Raw genomic sequence first — 20668 nt, 5'->3', positions numbered from 1 at the left:
CCGCGCGCGGGCGTCACCCGGCCTCGCAGCTCTCTGGTGACTCGTCCTGTCGTGTGGCCGGGCCTCGCCACGTCCTGGTTCTCCGGAAGCGGCGTTCGACGGCGTTGCGTGGTGGGGAGAGCGCGGGATCGACCGAGACCGGCCGCCTTCGTGCGATCCTCACGGCGGCGCCGGAGGATCGGCACGCTCCTGACCGGCAGACGTGCCCGTGTCCTCCGGACCCTGCGTGGCCCGCGGCTGATCACCCGCAGCGGACCAGGGTCCGGACTTCACCCAGCCCCTAGAACACCAGCCGGGCCGCGCCGTGCACGAGCGCCGCGACCGCCGCCGCGGCGGGCAGGGTGAGGACCCAGCCGACGGCGATGTCGCCCGCCACGGCCCACCGCACGGCCGACCGGCGCTGGGTCGATCCGACGCCCATCACCGCGGAGGTGATGACGTGCGTGGTGGAGATGGGCGCGTGGAAGGCGAACGCCGTCAGGTACAGCACGGACGACGCGGCCAGTTCGGCGGAGAACCCGTGCGGCGGCGTGAGGTGGAAGATCCGCCTGCCGACGGTGCGCATGATGCGCAGGCCGCCGGAGTACGTGCCCGCCGCCAACGCCGTGGCGCACAACAGGATCACCCACAGCGGCACGTGGAAGTCCTGCTGGTGACCGGACACCACGAGGGCCAGCACGATGACGCCCATGCTCTTCTGCGCGTCCTGGAGGCCGTGGCCGAACGCGAGGCTCGCCGACGACACGACCTGCGCGCGGCGGAAACCGCGCCCGGCCACGTGCGGGTCGGCGTCGCGGAACAGCCGCTGCACCAGCCGCATCAGCAGGTGGCCCAGCACGAACCCGATCACGGGTGACACCACCATCGGCACGACGACCTTCTCCAGCACACCGGTCCACCGCACGTCGGTCGCCGACGCGAGGGCCGCGCCCACCAGCCCGCCGATCAGCGCGTGCGAGGACGACGACGGCAGGCCGAAGTACCAGGTGATCAGGTTCCAGGTGGTCGCGCCGACGAGCGCGGAGATCACGACCAGCAGCCCGCCGTCGCCGGTGGGCGCGGCGATCACGCCGCTGGCCACGGTGACGGCGACGCCCGTGCCCGCCAGCGCGCCGAGCAGGTTCATCACCGCGGCCATCGCGAGCGCCCGCCGCAGCGGCAGCGCCCTGGTGGACACCGCGCTCGCGATGGCGTTCGCCGCGTCGTGGAAGCCGTTGGTGTAGTCGAACGCCACGGCGATCACCACGACCGCGACGACGGCGAACTCCACGGTCACGACTCCTTGACGGCGATCGTGCGCACCACGTCGGCGACGTCCTCGAACGCGTCGGCCGCCGACTCCAGCTCCTCGACGACGTCCTTGAGCTTCATCACGTCGAGCGGGTCGTAACCGCCGCCGAACAGCAGCGGCAGCAGCTGCCGGTAGACCTGGTCGGCCTCGTTCTCCAGCTCGTTGATCTCGACCCAGTACGCCGTCAGGCCGTTGGGCTCGGCGAGCTTCGGCATCGCGTCGGCCGTGAGCCGCGCCGCCCGGCACAGCAGGTCGACCTGCTGCCGCACGCCGTCGGGGAACTCGGCGATGGCGTACAGGTTGGCCAGCGCGACGGCGGCGTCCATGTGGTCGACCACGTCGTCGAGCCTGCTCGCGAGCCGGAGGAGGTCCTCGCGGTCGAACGGCGTCATGAACGACCGGTCGATCTGCTCGATGATCGCGTGCGTCGCGTCGTCACCCGCGTGTTCGGCCTCGTGCATCCGCACGGCGAGGGCGGCTCGCTCCGACGGCGGGGCCGAGACGAAGTCGCGCAACACCTCCACGCTGGTGGCGATGTTGTTCCCGGCCGTGCTGAACAGGTCGAAGAACACCGAACCGCGCGGCTTCCGCCGAAAGATCATGATCGCGGGTAGCCGCTCCGGCCGCCGCACAAACCTCGGCTACTCGGGGTCCTCCACCGGGGGCTTGAGCACCTCCGGCTGGTCCTCGCGGTCCTCGTCGGCCTGCTGGTCGGGTTCGGCGACCTCGTTCTCGCCGAGCCGGGGGTCCGGTGTGTGGGGAGCCGTCATGCGGACGGGGTACACCGCGAGCGTGCCGTTCACACCCCGCGTTTGCCGCGCGGTGCCCTCGGGTACCGCGAACAGGTGTTCGAGCGGAAGGAGAGGGCCATGACCGGAACGCCGGAGAAGGACCTGGACGAGTGGACGACCGGGGACGAGCCCATGACCGGCCCGCAGGAGTCCTACCTGCACACCCTCGCGCGGGAAGCGGGGGAGGACGTGCCGGAGGGCCTGACCAAGGCCCAGGCGTCGCAGCTCATCGACCGGTTGCAGCAGGAGACCGGCCGAGGGGCGTGACTCAGCCGCTCGGCGTGCACGTGCGGGCGGACGCGCCGCGCTGCGAGCCGGGGTCGTCCAGACCGATCGCGAGGACCTGGAAGCAGTGGCGGCGGGTCGTGTCGAGGCCTTCGACCACGTGCGTCGTGAGGCCCGCCGCGACCGTGACCAGCGGTTGCGGCTTCGCGCCGGTCACGTCGACCAGGACGAACTGGGCCCGGCCGTCGCTGGGGTCGGTCCAGTCCAGCTCGACGCTGGTCGGGCCGAGCACCTCGACGCGGTCGAGGGCGGGGGCGAACCTCGGGTCGCCGCCCGGCGGGACGCTCGCGGTGACGGGCGGCTCCGAGGTCGTGGACGACGTGGGCGGCTCCGAGGACGTGGGTGCCGCCGTCTGCCTGCCCGACGGCCCGCCGGTGAGCACGACGCCGAGCACCGCGCCCCCGACCACCACGACCGCGGCGAGCGGGACCAGCCAGCGGAGGCGGTGCCGCCGCGGGGCCTCGGGCTCCCGCTCGTCCAGGGGTGCCAGGAAGGTCGACGCGGTGTTCGGCTCACCCGGCAGGACGGCGACCTGGACCGGTGGCACGTCCCGGTTCGGCACGGTAGGGACCGGCGCGGGCTCGTCGAAGTCGAAGTCGGTCCGGGAACTCGGCTGCGCCACCCGCGTCGTCCGGTCGGCGGGCGGTGCGGGGGTGTCGGTGTCGGTGGTGGCGGTGTCGGTGTCGGTGGTGGGACTCGGCTGTGCCCATGTGGTCCGGTCGGCGGGCGGCGTCGGGAGAGGTGCTCCGCCCGAGGTTGTCGGACGGGGACCGAAGTCGGGGACCTCCGGCTCCACCGGGTGGTGGCGGACGGTCAGGTCGGCCAACTGGTCGGCCCACGTCCTCGGCTCCTCGGGAGCCGCCGGTTCCGGCGCGGGCGCCTCCGCCGCCGGGCGCGGCCCGAAGTCCGGCAGCGACGTCGGGCCCTCGGGGAACACCTGGGGCGGGGCGAGCGGCGCCACGGCCCTGGTGCTGTCCGGATCCACGGTGGACGGTGTCGGGGCCCAGGCCGTGTCGACGGCGGCCAGCGCGGCGCGCAGCGAGGCGGCGTCGGGGAAGCGGTCCTCGCGCGCCCTGGCCAGGCAGCGCTCGATGATCGCGGCCAGGGCGGGCGGCACGTCCGGGCGGGTCAGCGCGCGGGGCGCGGCCGAGCGGACCCGGCCGAGGTAGCCCAGCATCGACTCGGCCCCGGCGTCGTCCGAGGCGAACGGCGGCGCGCCGTCCAGCAGGGTGAACAGCGTCGAGCCCAGCGACCAGACGTCGTCGGTGGCGGCGGGTTTCTCGCCGTCGATCATCTGCGGGGCCGCGTGGCGGTAGCTGACCAGGTGCAGCGACGCGGAGTGGCCCGCGTCGACCGCCCGCGCGATGCCGAAGTCGGCCAGCACGTACGACGTCGGCAGCACGAGCACGTTCTGCGGCTTCACGTCGCGGTGCAGCACGCCCTGGCCGTGCGCGAACGCCAGCGCGTCGGCGACCGCGACGCCCGCGGCGACCACCTCGGCCACCGGCAGCGGTCCCCGCGCGCGGAGCCGGTCGTGCAGCGAGCCGAGGTCGTGGAACTCCATGACGATGCACGGCCTGCCGCGCACGACGCCGGTGTCGAGCACCGTCACGATGTGCGGGTGCTGCCTGCCCAGCCGGACGGTGATCTCCAGTTCGCGGCGGAACCGGGCGAGCGTGGCGTCGTCCCGCGCTTCGAGCACCTTCACCGCGACGTCGCGCCCGAGCCCGTCCTGGCGGGCCCGGTACACGGTGCCCTCACCGCCCTGGGCCACCAACCGGAAGTCGCTGTAGCCCGCGAGCGCGATCCCGGTCGGGGCCGTCGGTTTCGGCGCCCACGCCATCAGGTCGTCGTCAGTCGCCACCCGTCGATCCTACGACGGCTTCAGGGGTCACCGAGTCGGTCGTGATCTCCCCGGTGCAGTGCCCGCAGACCACCCGCGCGCGGACGACCTCCCCGCAGGCGTGGTGGCGCAGGGCGATCGACGGACCGCCCAGGTGCTCGTCCCCCCACCGCATCAGCGCGACGACGGCGGGGAACAGGTCCCGGCCGCGGTCGGTGAGCCGGTACTCGTGGTGGTCGCCGTGCGGGACGCGGTCCAGCAGGCCCGCGTCGACGAGCGTCCGCAGCCGCGCGGACAGCGTGGGCTTCGGGATGCCGAGGTTGCGGCTCAGCTCGCCGAACCGGCGTACGCCGAAGAACGCCTCGCGCAGGATCAGCAGCGTCCAGCGCTCGCCGACCAGCGCGAGCGCCCGACCGACGGAATCGGCCTCGAACCGCTGGGGCAGGTCGTGCACGGCTCACCCCACCGCGGCCAGCGCCCGACGCCCGGCGGGGTCGTCGGCGGTCGACGGCGCGACACCGACGTGGTCGGCGCCCGCCCGGTGGTGGTCCGCGATCCGCTCCCGCAGCGCCGCCGCCGAGCCGAGCGCGCACACCGCGTCCAGCAGCGACCGCGGCACGGCCAGCTCCCGCCTCGGCACGCCCGCCTTCGCCCGTTCCACCAGGGTTCCGTGACCGAGTTCGACGAACACCTCCGCGTAGCCGGGCGCGCGCAGGTAGAGCGCGAGCTGTTCGGACACCTGCCGCAGCGCGTCCGGGCCGGGGTCGACCGCCGCGGTCACCCAGACCGCCAGCCGCGGCGGCGGCCGGTCGGCGCGGGCGGCGTGCTCGTCCACGACCCGCCGCACGCGGGTCACCTGCTCGGGCGTCACCAGGTTCAGCACGACCTCGTCGGCCTCCTCGGCGGCGACCCGCAGCATCGCCGGACCGAACGCGGCCACCGACACGGTCGCCTCCGGCACCGGTGTCCGCAGGCGGAACCCGTGCGCCCGCACGTGCTCCCCGTCGACGTCGATCCGCCGCCCGGCCAGCAGCGGGCGCACCGCCCGCACCGTCTCGCGCATCCGCGCCGCGGCACCCGCCCACGGCCGGTCGTGCCACCCGGCCACGATCGCCGGGCTGGACGCGCCCAGCGCGAGGTCCGCGGGCCGGCCGGTCAGCGCCGCCACCGACGACAGCCCGAGCGCCAACGCCACCGGACCGCGCACGCCCGCGGCGAGCGGACCCACCCGCAGCCGGATGCCGGTGGTGCGCGACCCGATCGCGGTCGCCAGCGCGAACGCGTCGAACGTCGCCATCTCGCCGATCCACAGCGTGCCGAACCCGAGCCGGTCCGCCTCGACGGCGATGTCCACCGCCTCGCCGTCGGGCCTGTCGAGCCAGTACGGCAGCACCACGCCGACGCTCACAGCTGCTCCGTGCGCGTGGGCAGGCCGAGCAGGAGCCGCCCCGGCAGCTCGTAGCTGGCCGGGTCGACCTGGAAGTGCGCGGTCGCGGTGTGCGCGTCGCGGAACCGCCGCTGCAACGGCGAGTCCTCGTAGATGGCCGACCCCGCGCCCAGGTCGTACACCGCGGCGACCACCTCGGCGGAGGTGCGGGTCGCGTGCGTGGCGGCCAACCGCAGCCCGACCCGCGCGGCGGTCCGGTCCTCCGGTTCGCGCCAGGCGTGGTCGACGGCGTCGAACACCAGCAGCCGCGCGGCCCGCAGGGACGCTTCCGCCTGCGCCACAACGGCTTGCGTCCGCGTCCGCTCGGCCAACGACTTGCTCGACCCGAGGGACTTCTTGCGCACGGCCAGTTCCAGCAGGTCGTCGATCGCGCCGCGGGCGTTGCCCAGCGCGGCGACGGCGACCGACAGCGCGAAGAACCCGAAGACCGGGAACCGGTAGAGCGCCCCGTCGTGCAGCGGCCCGTCGAGCACCGACAGCACGCGGTGCTCGGGCACGAACACCTCCCGCGCCACGCAGTCGTGGCTGCCGGTCCCGCGCAGCCCGCCGGTGTGCCAGGTGTCGAGCACCTCGATCTCGGCCTTCGGCAGGGCGACGACCTTCAGCGTCGCGCCGTCGAGCACGCAGCCCGCGAACAGCCAGTCGGCGTGCGGGATGCCGCTGCAGAACGCCCACCGCCCGGACACGACGACCCCACCCGCCGCGGACACGGCCGTGCCGCGGGGCGCCCAGACCCCGGCCGCGACGACGTCGGGTGGCCCGAACACCTCCCGCGCGCCCTCGTCGGGCAGGTACGCGGCCAGCAGGCTGCTGGTGGCGGCGATCGACACGCACCACCCGGCGGACGCGTCACCCCGCGCCACGGCCTCGGCCGAGCGCAGGATCGCCTCGGGCGGCAGCTCCGGCCCACCGAGCTCCTTCGGCACCCCGGCCCGGAGCAGACCGCTCTCGCCCAGGGCCGCCAACACCTCGGGCGCCAGCGCTCGTCGGGCCTCGGTCTCCCGTGCGAACTCCCGCGCCACCCCGGCGACCTCGACAGCGGACTCGATCACAGCACCTCCCGCGCACCTGGTGGTTCAAAATCCTTACCGCCCTGGCGGAGCCGGGTCAAGGCCGCTCCACCGCCGAGGAGCCCGGCCCTCCGCGGGCGGGGCAGAGGTGGGACGAGCGGACCGGTGGGCGTCTCAACAGGCTCACTCACGCTCCACAGTGGACTGATCTTCGGGGAACCGGGCGCTCACGCGGTGTGTCGGGACGGTGGTCGTCACGTAAAAGTCGTGCGATCGGCCCGACTTGACCTTGACGAGGCTGCTACCAGGGTCAATGCTGTCGCGGATCCAGAAACGATGTGCGCGATCCGCAACAGGCGCACGGTTTGGAGAGGCGTACGTGGCGGCCCAAGACGTCCAGACCGGTCCGGTCGGGGTGGAGCAACCCGACCCGGTGATCTCTGTTCGCGATGTGTGGAAGGTGTTCGGCCCGAAGGCGGCGGAGGTGCCGGGGTCGCCCGAGCTGTGCGCGCTGTCGCGTCGGGAGCTGATGGACCGCACCGGGTGCACGGCCGCGGTGCGCGACGTCGGGTTCGACGTGGCACCCGGCGAGGTGTTCGTGGTGATGGGGCTGTCCGGATCGGGCAAGTCCACCCTCGTGCGGTGCCTCACGCGGCTCGTCGAGCCGACGTCGGGCCAGGTCCTGTTCGAGGGCGAGGACATCCTCGCCGCCGACGCGAAGCGGCTGCGCGAGCTGCGCCGCAACAAGTTCTCCATGGTGTTCCAGCACTTCGGCCTGCTGCCGCACCGGCGGGTGCTGGACAACATCTCCTACGGCCTGGAGATCCGCGGCGTCGGCAGGGCCGAACGCGCGGAGCGGGCCATGGAGGTCGTCGACCTGGTCGGGCTCGGCGGCTACGAGAAGTCCTACCCGGACCAGCTCTCCGGCGGCATGCAGCAGCGCGTCGGACTGGCCAGGGCGCTCGCGGGAGACCCCGACGTGCTGCTGTTCGACGAGCCGTTCTCCGCGCTCGACCCGCTGATCCGCCGGGACATGCAGAACGAGGTCGTCCGGCTGCACCGCGAGGTCGGCAAGACGATGCTGTTCATCACCCACGACCTGTCCGAGGCGCTCAAGCTCGGCGACCGGATCCTGATCATGCGCGACGGCGCGGTCGTGCAGGTCGGCACCGGTGACGAGCTGGTCGGCGCGCCCGTGGACGACTACGTGCGCGACTTCGTCCGGGACGTGCCGCGCGCCAACGTGCTGACGCTCAAGTGGATCATGCGCGACCCCCGCCCCGACGACGTCCTGGACGGACCCGAACTCGGGCCGGACGTGGTGGTGCGCGACGCCACCCGCGCGGTGCTCGCGGCGGCGGCGCCGGTCAAGGTGGTGCGCGACGGCGAGCTGCTCGGCATCGTCGGCGACGAGGAGATCCTCGCCGTCGTGGCGGGGCAGGAGGCGGACGCCTGATGGCGACCGTCACGGTGTCCGGTGTGGACCTGCGCCGCCCGGGCCGCGGCGTGGTCGTCGCGCTCATCCTGGCCCTGTGGCTGGGGTTGTGGGCCGTCCTCGGAGGACTGCACACGCTCGTGCTCGGCCCTGCCCAGCTGACGCCCCTGCACCAGTCGCTCAACGACCTCAACGACGCCATCGGCGCGAGCCGCGACACCAACCCGCTGTTCCTCTACTTCTTCAACGAGATCCGGCTCGTCGTCGACGAGTTCGTGGTCCTCCTCCAGTCGCTGATCGCCCAACCCTCGTTCGGCAGGCCGCTGCCGGTGATCGGCTGGCTCGGCGTCGTCGCCCTGGCCGCCTTCGTCTCCTACGCCGCCGGCGGGGTCCGCGTCGCGCTGCTCGCCGCCGCCGGGTTCACCTTCCTGGGCTTGCAGGGCCTGTGGCAGGAGAGCATGGACACGCTGGCGCTCACCCTCGCGGCGGTGGTCGTCGCGCTGCTGTTCGGCATCCCGATCGGCATCTGGGCCGGGCTGTCCGACCGCGTCAACAGGGTCGTCACGCCGGTGCTGGACTTCATGCAGACCATGCCGACGTTCGTCTACCTCGCGCCGCTGACGCTGTTCTTCCTCATCGGCCCGGCGTCGGCGACGATCGCGACGCTGATCTACGCGGCCCCGCCCGCGATCCGGCTCACCGCCCACGGCATCCGCACCGTCCCCGGCGACACCGTGGAGGCCAGCGAGTCGCTCGGCGCCACGCGCGCGCAGACGGTGGGCAAGGTGCTGCTGCCCACGGCGAAGCGCACCATCATCCTGGGCGTCAACCAGACGATGATGGCCGCGCTGTCCATGGTCACCATCGCCGCCCTGATCGACGCGCCCGGCCTGGGCAAGACCGTGATCAAGGCGCTCCAGACGCTCGACGTCGGCACGGCGTTCAACGCGGGCCTGGCGATCGTCGTGCTGGCGATCGTGCTCGACCGCGTCACGACGGCGGCGGGCACGAGGGTCGAACGCGCCCGGCGGAACCGCGACCCGTGGGCGGCCAAGGCCCGCACGGGTGGGCTGATCGGCGGGGGAGCGCTCACGGTCGTCGCGATCTGGCTGTCCTACACCTACGTGTGGGCCGCGGAGTTCCCATCGGACGTGGAGATCGGCAGCACCATCGCCAAGGGCGTCGCCACCGCGACCGACTGGGTGCAGGGCAACCTGTCCGGCATCACCAACGGGATCAAGGACGCCGTGACGCTGGTCCTCGTCGACCCGTTGCAGTCGGTGCTGACCGGCTCGCCGTGGTGGCTCGTCGCCGCCGCGGTCGTCGCGATCTCCGTCGTGCTGGGCGGGGTCCGGACCGCCATCGGCTCGGCGGTGTGCCTCGGCCTGCTGGTCGCCACCGGCCTCTGGCAGGACGCCATGGCCACGCTCGCCTCCACGCTCGTCGCGACCGCCGCCGTCGTGCTGCTCGGCGTCGTCGTCGGCGTGTGGATGGGCCGCAGCCCCCGCGCCGACCGGTTCGTCCGGCCCGTGCTCGACGCGGCGCAGACCATGCCCGCCTTCGTCTACCTGGTGCCGTTCCTCGCGCTGTTCGCGGCGAGCCGGTTCACCGCCATCGTCGCGGCCGTCGTGTTCGCGGCCCCGGTGGCGATCAAGATCGTCGCCGACGGCGTCCGCGCGGTGCCGCCGACGACCGTCGAGGCCGCGACCGCCTCCGGGTCGAGCACGTGGCAGACCATCACCGGTGTGCAGCTGCCGATGGCGCGGCAGGCACTGGTCCTCGCGACCAACCAGGGGCTCATCTACGTGCTGTCGATGGTCGTCGTCGGCGGGCTCGTCGGCGCGGGCGCGCTCGGCTACGACGTCGTGGCCGGGTTCTCGCAGGGGCAGCTCTACGGCAAGGGGCTCGCGGCGGGGTTGGCCATCGTCGTGCTCGGGGTGCTGCTGGACCGCCTCACGCGCGCCGCCGCCGCCAGGACCGGGCGAGCCTGACCCAGTGGACGCGCCACCTTCGGGGTGGCGGAACGAGGAGGTTCGATCACGTGGTTCGGAACGGGAAGACCGGCGTGCGCGCGGCGGGTGCCGTGCTCGCCTGCGCGCTCGCGCTGGCCGGGTGCGGCGGCGCGAAGGTCGGGGACACCGGCAGCGCCCGGTCCGGGGGCGGCGGCGACTGCGGGACCTTCACCATCGCGATCAACCCGTGGGTGGGCTACGAGGCCAACGCCGCGGTGCTCGCGGAGGTGGCCGAGAAGGAACTCGGCTGCGAGGTCACCAAGAAGGACCTGAAGGAAGAGGTCGCCTGGCAGGGCTTCGGCACCGGCGAGGTCGACGCGGTCGTCGAGAACTGGGGCCACGACGACCTGAAGAAGAAGTACATCGACGAGCAGAAGACGGCCGTCTCGGCGGGCTCGACCGGCGTCAAGGGGCAGATCGGCTGGTACGTCCCGCCGTGGCTCGCCGAGAAGCACCCGGACATCACCGACTGGAACAACCTCAACAGGTACGCCGACCTGTTCAAGACCTCGGAGTCCGGTGACAAGGGCCAGCTCCTCGACGGCGACCCCTCGTTCGTCACCAACGACGAGGCGCTGGTCAAGAACCTGAACCTCAACTTCAAGGTCGTCTACGGCGGCAGCGAGACCGCCCTCATCCAGGCGTTCAAGCAGGCCGAGGAGAAGAAGACGCCCCTCATCGGCTACTTCTACTCGCCGCAGTGGCTGCTGTCGCAGGTCAAGCTGGTCAAGGTGGCGCTGCCGCCGTACACGGCGGGCTGCGACGCCGTCGCCGAGGCCATCGCCTGCGACTACCCGGACTACGACCTCGACAAGATCGTCAGCAAGCGGTTCGCCGACGCGAACGGACCCGCGTTCCAGCTCGTGAAGAACTTCACCTGGACCAACGACGACCAGAACCTGGTCGCGAAGTACATCGCCGAGGACAAGATGTCCCCCGACGCGGCGGCCGAGAAGTGGGTCGGCGACAACGCCGAGAAGGTCAAGGCCTGGCTGCCCGCGGCGGGCAAGTAGGAACTTCGCTTGAACGTTCGCCGGGCCTGGTCCGTATCCCCCCGTGGAGGTGGGCTAGTGCGGACTCGGGCATGGTGTGCGTTCGCGGTCGCGGTCCTGTGCACGGTTCTCGCCGTCGGGACCGCGGCCGCGCACGGTTCGGTCGTGGCCCCGGTGAGCCGGGCCGCGGCGTGCGGCGCCGACGGCGCCCAACCCCCTCCCGCCGCGTGCAAGGCGGCCCTGTCGGCCAGCGGCCCCAAGGCCTCCGCGGAGTGGGACAACATCCGCATCGCCAACGTGCGGGGCCGCGACCGCCAGGTCGTGCCCGACGGCAAGCTGTGCAGCGCCGGTCTGCGCGAGTACGCGGGCCTCGACCTCGCCCGCGCCGACTGGCCCACCAGCACCCTCGACGTCTCCGCCCCCGCGCGGATCACCTACCGGGCGACCATCCCGCACAAGGGCACCTTCCGGCTGTACCTGAGCAAGGACGGCTACCGCCCCGAGGCACCGCTGCGCTGGGCCGACGTCGAGGAGCAGCCGTTCCTGACGGTCACCGACCCGCCGCTGGTGAAGGACTCCTACGTGCTGGCCGGGAAGCTGCCGGAGGGCAAGACCGGCAGGCGGGTGATCTACACGATCTGGCAGAACTCCGACACCCCGGACACCTACTACTCCTGCTCCGACGTGACCCTGGTCGCCAAGGCCGCCCCCGGCAACCAGCCCGCCGCCGAGGCCGCGGCCGATCCCGGCACCCCCAGGCCCGGCGCGCCGAACCCCGACGCCGCCCAGGCCGCCGCCACACCGGAGGTCGACCGGCTCGCGTCGATCGCCTCCGACCGCGCCCTGCTGATCCCCGCGGGCGTCGCGGTGGTCGTGCTCCTGGTCGGGGCCGCCCTGTTCCGGCGGCGCCGCGCGTAGACGTTCTGGCGAGCCCGCACCGGTGGCACGACGACGTGCCGCCGGTGCGGGGTTTCATCCCCCACCGTCCACTGCGGGCGGTCTCCGGGCAGCGCGGAACCCCCGCCCGCCCGGAGGCGTGCGAGGGCTCCGGCTACCGCCGGATCAGGGGCAGGGCTTCCAGGCGAAGTGGTACGTCGTCTCGATCGTGCCGTCCGTGGAGTCCATGGCCATGAAGCTGGTCGTCTTCGTGGGGTCCGACGTCCCCGCGTTGACCCGCAGTTCGGTGTTGATGTTGAAGTTGCGCCGCTCGCCGCACGGCGAGTAGACGATCGCGGCCACCTCGGTGGTGTCGGTGGCCTGCCAGTCGTCGCTGAACGGCCCGTTGTAGGTGTGGGACTTGTAGGCGGTGGGCGACATGCCCTGGAAGTAGTAGTTCGCCCGTTCGGTGCCGCTCGCCCCTCTCTCCAGGTGGGCGAAGCCGCGGTAGTCGGCCTGCGCGATGCCGTAGGTGAAGCCCTGCGGCACGTTGACGCGCAGGTTGAGCTGGCAGTTCTTCCGGAAGTCGGTGGGCAGCGCGCCGATGCCCACCTGGGCGAGGAAGTCGCTGTAGGTCACCGTGAACGCCTTGTTGTCGGGTGAGACGGCGACGGCCGCCGTGCCCGCTGGACACCCCGACCCGTTCACGGTCACGACGTCGATCGTGATGTGGTCCGGAGGGGGAGTGGTGCCCGGTGCGCCGCCGGGGGGGAACGTGATGGCAAGGGCCATGAGGGCGGCCGTGGTCGCACTGAGCATGGGTGCACCTTTCTACTGCGGTCAACCGTGATTGGCGGCGCGGGATGACAACGTTCTAGGGGTGATGAAAACGTTCCTAGTCGACCGAAAACAATTTCAGGGGCATCGCTTCCACGCGAAGTGGAATGTGGTCTTGACGCTCCCGTCGGTGGAATCCATCGCCATGAAGCTCGTCGTTTTCGAGATGTCCGACGTGCCCGCGCTGACGCGCAATTCGGTGTTGACGTTCAAGATGCGCTGCTCGCCGCAGGGTGCGAAGACGATCGACGCGACCTCCGTCCTGTCGGTGGCCTGCCAGTAGTCGCTGAGCGGACCGCTGAACGGGTGGGTCGACCCCGTGGACGGGGAACCGGAGAAGTAGTAGTTCGCCTTCTCCGTGCCCTTCGCGCCCGCCGCGAGGTGGGCGAAGCCGCGGTAGTCGGCTTGGGCGATGCCGTAGGTGAAGCCCTGCGGGTAGTTGACCCGCAAGCTGAGCTGGCAGTTCTTCCGGAAGTCGGTCGGGGCGGCCCCCACGCCGATCTGGGCGAGGAAGTCGCTGTAGGTCACGGTGAACGCCGTGTTGTCCGCGGCGGGTGCCACGGCCGCGGTGCCCGCCGGGCACCCGGAGCCGTTGACCGTGACGACGGTGACCGTGATGCGGTCGTCCGGCGGTGAATCGGTGGCTTCGGCAGGCGGCACGACCGTCGATAAAGCCATGACGGCAGCAGCCATCGCAGTGAGCATGGGGATACCCTTTCCGATACCTCGACCTGATGGCGGCGCAGGATTGGAACGGTAGCGCAAGGCGGTTCTGCGAGCATCAGGCTGGATGGAGTAAAATTTTCAGACAGTTTACTTAACGGCAGCAAAAGGTCGTCGGCGTCCACGCTTCGAATGGTGGGGTTGGATTTTCACCGTCCGGCCGCGAAGAATGTAGGGGTTGCGGTCCGCGGACGGGCCTCCGTCCTGGGGTGAGGTCGGTGCCCCGGTTCCGCCCCTCCGGGACGAGCGGGCCTCAGCGCACGCCGCGCGGCCGGAACTGGATGCTGACGCGCGGCCCGACGGGCTTGGCGGTCTTCGGGACGGCGTGCTCCCACGTGCGCTGGCACGACCCGCCCATGACGATCAGGTCGCCGTGGCCCAGCGCGTGCCGCACGGTCCCGCCGCCGCCGCGTGGTCGCAGCAGCAGGGCGCGCGGTGCTCCGATCGAGACGATCGCGACCATCGTGTCCTCTGTGGCCCCTCGACCGATCGTGTCCCCGTGCCACGCCACGCTGTCCCGCCCGTCGCGGTAGTAGCAGAGGCCCGCGGTGCGGAACGGTTCGCCCAACTCGGCCGCGTAGTGCTCGCTCAGCGCGGCGCGGGCGGCGGCCAGCACGGGGTGCGGCAGCGGCGCGCGCTCGTCGTAGAAGCACAGCAGGCGCGGCACGTCCACGACCCGGTCGTACATCTGCCGCCGCTCGGCGACCCACGGCACGGTGTCGGCCAGCGCGGTGAACAGCTCGGTGGCCCCGGTGAGCCACCCCGGCCGCACGTCGACCCACGCTCCGGCGTCCAGTTCGGTCCGCCGCACGGTCAGCTCGCGGAGACCGATGGCCTCCGCGTCGTCGAACAGCGACGCCTGCACGGGTACCGACATGCCGGGCAGCGTAACCCAGGTCGAACGCGTGTTCGAGTCTGGACATTTTGTCCAATCGAGAAGTACTGTCCAGTCCATGCCGCCCCTTCCCGAGTTCCGGCTGGAGAAGCACTTCACCCGCTGGGAGTTCGCCGCCCGGTACCACCTGACCGCCTCCGACGCGCAGACGCTGTCGCTGGCGGAACTCCTGGCACTGGCCGACGACGACGGCCGCGAGCGGTGGGAGTCGCTGCACCTGGGCTACGGCGAGACCTTCGGGCTGCGCGCGCTGCGCGAGGCCGTCGCGGACACCTACGAGCACGTGGCCGCCGAGGACGTCCTGTGCTTCGCGGGCGCCGAGGAGGCGCTGTACCTGGCGATGACGACGCTGCTCGACGCGGGTGACCACGTCGTGGTGGTCACGCCCGGCTACCAGGCGGCCGAGACGGTCCCGCTGTCGGTGTGCGAGGTGTCCGGCGTCGCGCTGCGCGCGGACGAGGGCTGGGCGCTCGACGTGGACGCCGTCGAGGCCGCGCTGCGGCCGAACACCCGGATGGTGTCGGTCAACTTCCCCAACAACCCCACCGGTGCCGTGCCGGACCTCGACACGTGGACGCGGCTCGTGCGGCTGTGCGACGAGCGCGGGCTGTGGTTGTTCAGCGACGAGGTCTACCGAGGTCTGGAGAGCGGCCCCTCGCTGCCGCAGGCCGCCGACCTGTCGCCGCGCGCGCTGTCGCTGAACGTGATGTCCAAGGCCTACGGGCTGCCGGGGCTGCGGATCGGCTGGATCGCCTGCCGCGACCGGACCCTGCTGTCCAGGTTGGACGGTGCCAAGCACTACACGTCCATCTGCAACTCCGCGCCCAGCGAGGTGCTGGCGCTGATCGCGCTGCGGGCACGGGACCGGGTGCTGGGGCGCAACCGGGCGATCGTCGCGGAGAACCTGCCGGTGTTCGACGCGTTCTTCGCGCGGTTCCCGGAGCTGTTCGAGTGGGCGCCGCCGCAGGGCGGGTGCGTGGCGTACCCGCGCTACCTCGGGGCGGACGGCGTCGAGGCGATGTGCGCGGACCTCGTGGAGCGGGAAGGGGTTCTGCTGCTGCCCGCGAGCATCTACCGCTCCGAGCTGACGCCGACGCCGACCGACCGGTTCCGCGTGGGGGTCGGGCGGTTCGCGCCGGAGGAGGGGTTGGAGCGGTGGGCGGACTGGCTGGAGAAGCGCCGCTGAACCCGCTCGGAGGGGCGGGCGCTCGTACCCGCCCGCGAGGTCGGCGAGCCGCCCGCTGCCCCTCGGGGCCGCCCACGACGCGCAGCGCCGTGCGCGGGTCGGCCGCCGACCGGGCGGGCGGGCCGATCGTGGACGGGGAGCGGTGGTCGCTGGTGGTGTCCGGGGAGCCGGGTCCGCCGAACCCGGTGGGCGGCACGGTGTCCACGCTCGGGCGCAGGCCGTGGACGCCGCGGAACGGGGCGGGGACGCGGATCGAGCCCGCCAGGTCCGTGCCGTGCTCCGGGGAGGACGGGCGGGCGGGCGTGACGTCCCACGGGTCGCTGGTGCGCCCGTGCACGTCGTCGGCCGTCGTCGGCCTGCACCTCGTGCAGTCGGTCCTGCCGAACACCGTCGCGCCGGTCCTGATCAGCCTGCGCGCCGCGGTGGCGACGAGGTCGGAGAACGCCGGGTGGCCCACGTCGTCCGCATCCCCGCGACGTCGAGGCGCTGCTGCACGGTCATCGGCACGCCGTGCGGCGGACCGACGGCCCCACCGCCGGGTTCACCGCGTCCACGCGCGCCGGTCGCGGCTCGGTCGGCTCCCGCGCGGAGACTTCCCTTCGGCGCACCGGCTCGGCGGCCTCGTCCGCGCCGGTGAACAGCTCGTCCTCGTCCCCGCGCGCGGTCACTCCGCGTCGGTGCCCAGCAGGCCGCGCACGAACGCCGCCTGGCCCGCGTGCTGGAGGTCGTCGGACACGACGCTGACCAGCCGCACCGCCAGCGTCACCGGCGGGTCCCAGCGCTCGTCCACGACGCGCGCGAAGTCGGCGTCGGCGAGCCCGCGCACGTAGTCCGCGGACACCCGGTGCACCGCGTCGTGGTAGCCCAGCAGCAGCTCGGCCGACCCCACGCGCACCGACGCGACCTCGTCGGAGCCGTGGCCGTAGCCGATGTCCGCGTCGTCGAGGGGCAGGTCGAACTTGCGCGCCCACCCCTGCGCGGTCCACACCTGCTCGGTGCCCGCGACCGCCGCGACGTGGTCGTCCTGCACGCGGGTGAGGTGCCACAGCAGCCAGGCGATCGAGTTGGCGGTACCGCCGACGCGGTGGGCGAGCTGGTCGGCGGTCAGGCCGTCGGCGACCTGGTGGACCACCTCCCGCACCCGTTCCAGCGCGTCGACCAGCAGGGCGGAGCTCGTCTCGGTGCTCATGCCCCCGACCGTAGTCCGGGCGTCGACCACCCGCGACGGGGCGGTCCGCCGCTCGCCGGGGCCGGGCTGGAAGCCCTGGCGGCGCTGCGCTTCCACCTCCGGGTGACTCCGGGGGCGCCGGGACGTCCTAGGTGAGCGACCGGGTCGACGTGGTCCAGTGCAAGGACTTCACCGGGCGCGTCGAGCGCGGTCGCCACCGGCTCCACGACCTCCTGCGCGTGCACGCACGCCGGCAGGCCGACGACACCACGGGTGCGGCGCCGGTGCACCGCGCTCTCGCCCGCGCGCCCGCCTCCCCTCGGCCGTGGCGCACGGCGTGCGAGCGCTCGAAGGCTTCCGCGAGACCGGGAACCGGCGGTTGCGGGGCATCGTGTTGAGCGACCTCGGTCTCGGCCGCTCCTGCCTCGACGTGGCGGGAAGCGCAGGCGATCGTCGAAGCGCTCCAGGACTCCGATCTCCGCGCGGCTGGACCGCCTGTCGGACGAACGGGGCTGAACGGGAACGGCGCTTCGTCCGCGAGACCTTTCACGCTAGGTTGCCGCCCATGGTGAAGGAGTCCGCGCCCCCTCGGGATGTGCTGGTCCACGTGGTCGACCAGTGGCCGGTCTGGTTCGGGCAGGCGTCCGGTCTGCCGTCGGCGATCGAGGTTCCCGCCGACGCGCCGCCGCCGCGACGTGGACCGGTCGATCTGCTGCTGTCCAAGGGTTTGTGGCTCGCGGTCGTGGTGCTGCTGTGGGGCGGGCTGGCCGTGGGCATGGTCGGTGTTCCGCTGTGGGCGTTCCACGCCCGCCCGGCGTCGGCCGAGCTGTTCGCGGTGGGCGTTCCGCTGGCGCTCGCGGTGATGCCGCTGCTGTTCGCGACCATCGGCTACACCTACGCGGTCGCGAAGCGGGCGCAGCGGTGGCGGGTCGCGGCTACCTCAGGTGGGACGCCCCGTTCAGGTCGATGACCGCGCCGCTCGCCCAGCCCGCGCCGGGTGTGGCGAGCCAGGCCACGGCCGAGGCCACGTCGTCGGGGGTGGCGACCCGGCCGAACGGGCTCTGCGCGCGGATCGCGGCGCCGCGCTCGCCCACCAGGACGTCGGCGGCCATGTCGGTGTCGACGAACCCCGGCGCCACGGCGGTGACGGCGACGCCCAGCGGGGCCAGTGACACCGCGAGCGACTGCGTCAGCGAGTGCACGGCGGCCTTCGAGGCGCCGTAGGCGGGCGCGTCCGGCTCGCCGCGGTAGGCGCCGCGCGACCCGACGGTGATGATCCGCGCGCCCTCCGGGCCCCGCGGCCGGGTGCGCAGGTGGTCGACGAAGCACCACGTGGTGCAGGCCGTGCCCAGCACGTTGACGTCGGTGGTCCGCCGCCACTCCGCGGTCCACTCGTCGTAGGACGTGGTGGGCAGCGGGTGCTCGGTGTAGACACCCGCGTTGTTGACCAGCACGTCGATCTCGCCGAGCCGCGCCACGGCGTCGGCGACGAAGGCCGCGACCTCCTCGGGGTCGGCGAGGTCGCCGCCGACGACCGCGTGCCCGTCGCCCGGCAGCGCCGCGGCGACCGCCTTCGCCGCCGCCAGGTCCGCCCTCGCGTGCACCGCGACGGTCATCCCCGCCTCCGCCAACGCCCTCGCCACGGCCGCTCCGATCCCCCGCGCGCCGCCCGTCACCAGTGCTCCCGTCATGGGCGCAGTCAACCACCCTCGAACTGTTATTGACTATCAACTGTTAGTCAGTAACACTTTGTCCATGGACATCACCGTGGTGGGAGCGGGACCAACTGGACTGGCGCTGGCGTGCGGGCTGCTCGGAGCGGGATCGCGGGTGCGGGTGGTCGACGGGGCCGACGGCCCGGCCGTCACGTCCCGCGCGCTCGGCCTCCAACCCAGGGGCGTCGAGGTGCTCGACCGGCTCGGCGCGCTGGGCGACCTCCCGGAGCGGTCGATCGGGGTCCGCCGGATCGCCATCCGCGTCGACGGGGCACCGCTGGGGGAGCTGGAGGTCGGGCAGGAGACCAAGCTGGTCCGGCGGCGCGGCCTGCTGGTCTCGCAGGCCGAGGTCGAGGCGCGGCTCCGCCGTCGGCTGGCCGAACTCGGCGGCGCCGTCGAGTGGGGGACGTCGGTGGTCGCCGTCGACCAGGACGAGCACGGGGTCCTGGTGGGCACGACCGGCGGCCGGGAGGCGCGCACGGACTGGCTGGTCGGCTGCGACGGCGCGCACAGCGCCGTCCGCAAGGCCGCGGGCATCGGGTTCCCCGGCGCGCCGCTGGCCGAGCGCTTCCTGCTCGCCGACGTGCGCGCGGACCTGCCGCTGGAGCGCGACTCGGTCGCGGTCTGGCTGAGCGGCGAGGACCTGCTGGCCGCGTTCCCGCTGCCCGGCGGCGTGTGGCGGCTCATGGCACCCGCCCCGTCGGGGTTCGCCGACGACGGCGACGTCACGGCCACCATGGCCGGGCTGCTGCGCGACCGGGCGGCGCTGCCGGACGCCGAGATCACCTCGACGGCGTGGACGTCCAGCTTCCGCTTCCACCGCAGGCTCGCCGACACCTACCGCGCGGGCCGGGTGCTGCTCGCGGGCGACGCCGCCCACATCCACAGCCCGTTCGGCGGCCAGGGCCTGAACACCGGCCTCGGTGACGCGGAGAACCTGGCGTGGAAGCTCGCCCTCGTCGCGTCCGGCCACGCCGGAGCCGCGCTGCTCGACACCTACGAGGCCGAGCGGCGCCCGGTCGCCGAAGGGGTGCTGTCCACCACCAGCGGGGCGACGAGGCTGATCGTCGGCGGATCACCGAGGGCCAGGCTGCTGCGCGACCGGGTGGTGGTGCCGATGGTGAACCGCCGGTTCGTGCAGAGGGCGATCTGGGAGAGGTCCTCCCAGCTGCGGATCACCTACCGCGGCGGCCCGCTCGGCGGCCACCGGCTCGGCCGCGGCCCCCGCCCCGGCGACCGCGTCCCCGACCGCCCGTGCGTCCGCGCCGACGGCACGGCCACCCGCCTGCACGCCGAACTCGGCTCCCGCTGGGTGCTGCTCGGCGGCGAGGACCACGCCCGCGTGGCCCGCGAGCGACTGGGACGGGAGCGCGTCACCGTCCTGCGCGCCGACGGCGGCCCCGCGCTCGTCCGCCCCGACGGCCACCTCGCGTGGCGGGGCCGCGGGGGACCCGACGCGCTCGGTTCCCGGCTGACCGGCATCCTTGGTGCGTGAGCTCACCAGCGCCAGGGCTGCGCGAACAGCGGAAGGCCCGCACCAGGAAGGCCATCCAGGAGCACGCGCTGCGGCTGTTCCTGGCCAACGGCTACGACGCCACCACGGTCGACCAGATCGCGTCGGCCGCCGGGGTCTCGCACATGACGTTCTTCCGCTACTTCCCCAGCAAGGAAGCGGTCGTGGAGAACGACGAGTACGACCCCCTGCTGGTCGACCTCATCGCCGCCCAACCGGCGTCGCTGGGCCCCCTCGCCGTGCTGCGCACCGCCGTCGTCGACGGCATCCGCGAGGTCTGCGCCACCGACCGGGAAGCCCTGCTGGCCCGCACCAGGCTCGTCCTCACGACCCCGGCGCTGCGCGGGCGCCAGTGGCGCAACGGCGACGCCACCCAGCGGCTGTTCGCCGACGCCCTCGCCGCCCGCGCGGACGGCGAGGTCACCTTCGCGCTCCGCGTGCTCGCCTCGGCCGTGCTCGGCGCGCTGTCCACCGCGCTCACGACGTGGGTGGAGGGCGACGGCGTCGAGGACCTGCCGTCCCTCGTGGACCGCGGCTTCGACGCCCTGGCGCACCTGGACTCCTGACGCGGTGACCGTGCCCCGCCCGCCTGGAGCGGCCTGCCTCGGGGTCGGGGCTCGACCCCGAGGCAGGTTCGGGGTCGAGCCCC

Annotated in this window: 22 protein-coding genes and 1 pseudogene; 9 read left to right on the top strand and 14 right to left on the bottom strand. The window is 73.2% G+C overall.

Translation table 11 applies throughout. The annotated features are described in order from the left end of the window. Nucleotides 1-280: 280 nt before the first annotated feature. The 3 genes from VFZ92_RS15445 to VFZ92_RS15435 are packed head-to-tail and all read right to left on the bottom strand — an operon-like array spanning nt 281 to nt 2061. Nucleotides 281-1276, bottom strand: coding sequence for an inorganic phosphate transporter (locus VFZ92_RS15445; protein ID WP_330876612.1), 996 nt, complete (start codon nt 1274-1276; stop codon nt 281-283). After that, nucleotides 1273-1893, bottom strand: a complete 621-nt coding sequence (locus tag VFZ92_RS15440; RefSeq protein WP_330876611.1) for a DUF47 domain-containing protein — start codon at nt 1891-1893, stop codon at nt 1273-1275. Before VFZ92_RS15440 ends, VFZ92_RS15445 begins: the two co-directional genes overlap by 4 nt. Before the next feature lie 39 nt (nt 1894-1932). After that, nucleotides 1933-2061 (bottom strand): hypothetical protein, encoded by a 129-nt coding sequence (locus VFZ92_RS15435; protein WP_330876610.1) that lies wholly within the window; start codon nt 2059-2061, stop codon nt 1933-1935. Between the two features lie 99 nt (nt 2062-2160). On the opposite strand from VFZ92_RS15435, the gene VFZ92_RS15430 reads away from it, so the two are divergent. Further along, a complete protein-coding gene (locus VFZ92_RS15430; protein WP_330876609.1) occupies nt 2161-2349 on the top strand; it encodes a DUF3072 domain-containing protein in 189 nt (62 codons plus the stop codon). Nucleotide 2350: 1 nt separating this feature from the next. Here VFZ92_RS15430 and VFZ92_RS15425 read toward each other — a convergent pair whose 3' ends face one another. Genes VFZ92_RS15425 through VFZ92_RS15410 form a run of 4 tightly spaced genes read right to left on the bottom strand, consistent with a single transcriptional unit; the run spans nt 2351 to nt 6709 of the window. After that, a complete protein-coding gene (locus VFZ92_RS15425; RefSeq protein ID WP_330876608.1) occupies nt 2351-4231 on the bottom strand; it encodes a serine/threonine-protein kinase in 1881 nt (626 codons plus the stop codon). Continuing rightward, nucleotides 4221-4664 (bottom strand): helix-turn-helix domain-containing protein, encoded by a 444-nt coding sequence (locus VFZ92_RS15420; RefSeq protein ID WP_330876607.1) that lies wholly within the window; start codon nt 4662-4664, stop codon nt 4221-4223. The genes VFZ92_RS15425 and VFZ92_RS15420 overlap by 11 nt, the downstream gene beginning before the upstream one ends. A gap of 3 nt (nt 4665-4667) precedes the next feature. Then, nucleotides 4668-5618 carry an LLM class F420-dependent oxidoreductase gene (locus VFZ92_RS15415; RefSeq protein ID WP_330876606.1) on the bottom strand — a complete coding sequence of 317 codons (951 nt, stop codon included), beginning with the start codon at nt 5616-5618 and terminating at the stop codon, nt 4668-4670. Next, nucleotides 5615-6709, bottom strand: a complete 1095-nt coding sequence (locus tag VFZ92_RS15410) for an acyl-CoA dehydrogenase family protein (protein WP_330876605.1) — start codon at nt 6707-6709, stop codon at nt 5615-5617. Before VFZ92_RS15410 ends, VFZ92_RS15415 begins: the two co-directional genes overlap by 4 nt. Before the next feature lie 337 nt (nt 6710-7046). Here VFZ92_RS15410 and VFZ92_RS15405 point away from each other — a divergent pair, with 337 nt between their 5' ends. The 4 genes from VFZ92_RS15405 to VFZ92_RS15390 all read left to right on the top strand — a co-directional run bounded on the left by VFZ92_RS15405 (nt 7047) and on the right by VFZ92_RS15390 (nt 12024). After that, on the top strand, nt 7047-8123 hold the full coding sequence (locus VFZ92_RS15405) for a glycine betaine/L-proline ABC transporter ATP-binding protein (RefSeq protein WP_330876604.1): 1077 nt from the start codon (nt 7047-7049) through the stop codon (nt 8121-8123). After that, nucleotides 8123-10093, top strand: a complete 1971-nt coding sequence (locus tag VFZ92_RS15400) for an ABC transporter permease (RefSeq protein WP_330876603.1) — start codon at nt 8123-8125, stop codon at nt 10091-10093. Before VFZ92_RS15405 ends, VFZ92_RS15400 begins: the two co-directional genes overlap by 1 nt. Before the next feature lie 50 nt (nt 10094-10143). After that, entirely contained in the window at nt 10144-11127 is a 984-nt protein-coding gene (locus VFZ92_RS15395; RefSeq protein WP_330876602.1) for an ABC transporter substrate-binding protein, read from the top strand. 144 nt (nt 11128-11271) lie between these two features. Further along, the gene (locus tag VFZ92_RS15390; RefSeq protein WP_330876601.1) at nt 11272-12024 is read left to right on the top strand and encodes a lytic polysaccharide monooxygenase; all 753 of its coding nucleotides are present in this window, start codon (nt 11272-11274) and stop codon (nt 12022-12024) included. Nucleotides 12025-12168: 144 nt separating this feature from the next. Here the strand turns inward: VFZ92_RS15390 and VFZ92_RS15385 are convergent, their stop codons facing one another. The 3 genes from VFZ92_RS15385 to VFZ92_RS15375 all read right to left on the bottom strand — a co-directional run bounded on the left by VFZ92_RS15385 (nt 12169) and on the right by VFZ92_RS15375 (nt 14419). Further along, nucleotides 12169-12774: a DUF4360 domain-containing protein gene (locus VFZ92_RS15385; RefSeq protein ID WP_414719903.1), complete on the bottom strand. Its 606-nt coding sequence runs from the start codon at nt 12772-12774 to the stop codon at nt 12169-12171. 123 nt (nt 12775-12897) lie between these two features. Further along, entirely contained in the window at nt 12898-13524 is a 627-nt protein-coding gene (locus tag VFZ92_RS15380) for a DUF4360 domain-containing protein (RefSeq protein ID WP_330876599.1), read from the bottom strand. A gap of 271 nt (nt 13525-13795) precedes the next feature. Continuing rightward, entirely contained in the window at nt 13796-14419 is a 624-nt protein-coding gene (locus tag VFZ92_RS15375; protein ID WP_330876598.1) for an alpha-ketoglutarate-dependent dioxygenase AlkB, read from the bottom strand. A gap of 76 nt (nt 14420-14495) precedes the next feature. Here VFZ92_RS15375 and VFZ92_RS15370 point away from each other — a divergent pair, with 76 nt between their 5' ends. Further along, complete coding sequence (locus VFZ92_RS15370) at nt 14496-15623, top strand: pyridoxal phosphate-dependent aminotransferase (protein ID WP_330876597.1); 1128 nt, start codon at nt 14496-14498, stop codon at nt 15621-15623. A gap of 67 nt (nt 15624-15690) precedes the next feature. Here the strand turns inward: VFZ92_RS15370 and VFZ92_RS42495 are convergent. The 3 genes and pseudogenes from VFZ92_RS42495 to VFZ92_RS15360 all read right to left on the bottom strand — a co-directional run. Next, nucleotides 15691-15960 (bottom strand): annotated as a pseudogene (locus VFZ92_RS42495) (amidase family protein); the annotation flags it as partial. A 160-nt stretch (nt 15961-16120) separates the two neighbouring features. Then, nucleotides 16121-16291: a hypothetical protein gene (locus VFZ92_RS15365; RefSeq protein ID WP_330876596.1), complete on the bottom strand. Its 171-nt coding sequence runs from the start codon at nt 16289-16291 to the stop codon at nt 16121-16123. Beyond that, nucleotides 16288-16812: a mycothiol transferase gene (locus VFZ92_RS15360; protein WP_330876595.1), complete on the bottom strand. Its 525-nt coding sequence runs from the start codon at nt 16810-16812 to the stop codon at nt 16288-16290. The genes VFZ92_RS15365 and VFZ92_RS15360 overlap by 4 nt, the downstream gene beginning before the upstream one ends. A 544-nt stretch (nt 16813-17356) precedes the next feature. Here VFZ92_RS15360 and VFZ92_RS15355 point away from each other — a divergent pair. Then, a complete protein-coding gene (locus VFZ92_RS15355; protein WP_330876594.1) occupies nt 17357-17761 on the top strand; it encodes a hypothetical protein in 405 nt (134 codons plus the stop codon). On the opposite strand, the gene VFZ92_RS15350 is transcribed toward VFZ92_RS15355, so the two are convergent. Then, a complete protein-coding gene (locus VFZ92_RS15350) occupies nt 17727-18482 on the bottom strand; it encodes an SDR family oxidoreductase (RefSeq protein ID WP_330876593.1) in 756 nt (251 codons plus the stop codon). The two genes, VFZ92_RS15355 and VFZ92_RS15350, sit on opposite strands and share 35 nt — an antisense overlap. Nucleotides 18483-18546: 64 nt before the next feature. On the opposite strand from VFZ92_RS15350, the gene VFZ92_RS15345 reads away from it, so the two are divergent. Further along, nucleotides 18547-20001: an FAD-dependent monooxygenase gene (locus VFZ92_RS15345; protein WP_330876592.1), complete on the top strand. Its 1455-nt coding sequence runs from the start codon at nt 18547-18549 to the stop codon at nt 19999-20001. After that, complete coding sequence (locus tag VFZ92_RS15340; protein ID WP_330876591.1) at nt 19998-20585, top strand: TetR family transcriptional regulator; 588 nt, start codon at nt 19998-20000, stop codon at nt 20583-20585. The genes VFZ92_RS15345 and VFZ92_RS15340 overlap by 4 nt, the downstream gene beginning before the upstream one ends. The last annotated feature ends 83 nt before the right edge of the window (nt 20586-20668 follow it).

The organism is Umezawaea sp., from assembly GCF_036375055.1.
Classification (GTDB): Bacteria; Actinomycetota; Actinomycetes; order Mycobacteriales; family Pseudonocardiaceae; genus Umezawaea.
The sequence above is the reverse complement of the archived record's forward strand: the minus strand, read 5'-3'. Positions and strand labels throughout refer to the sequence as shown.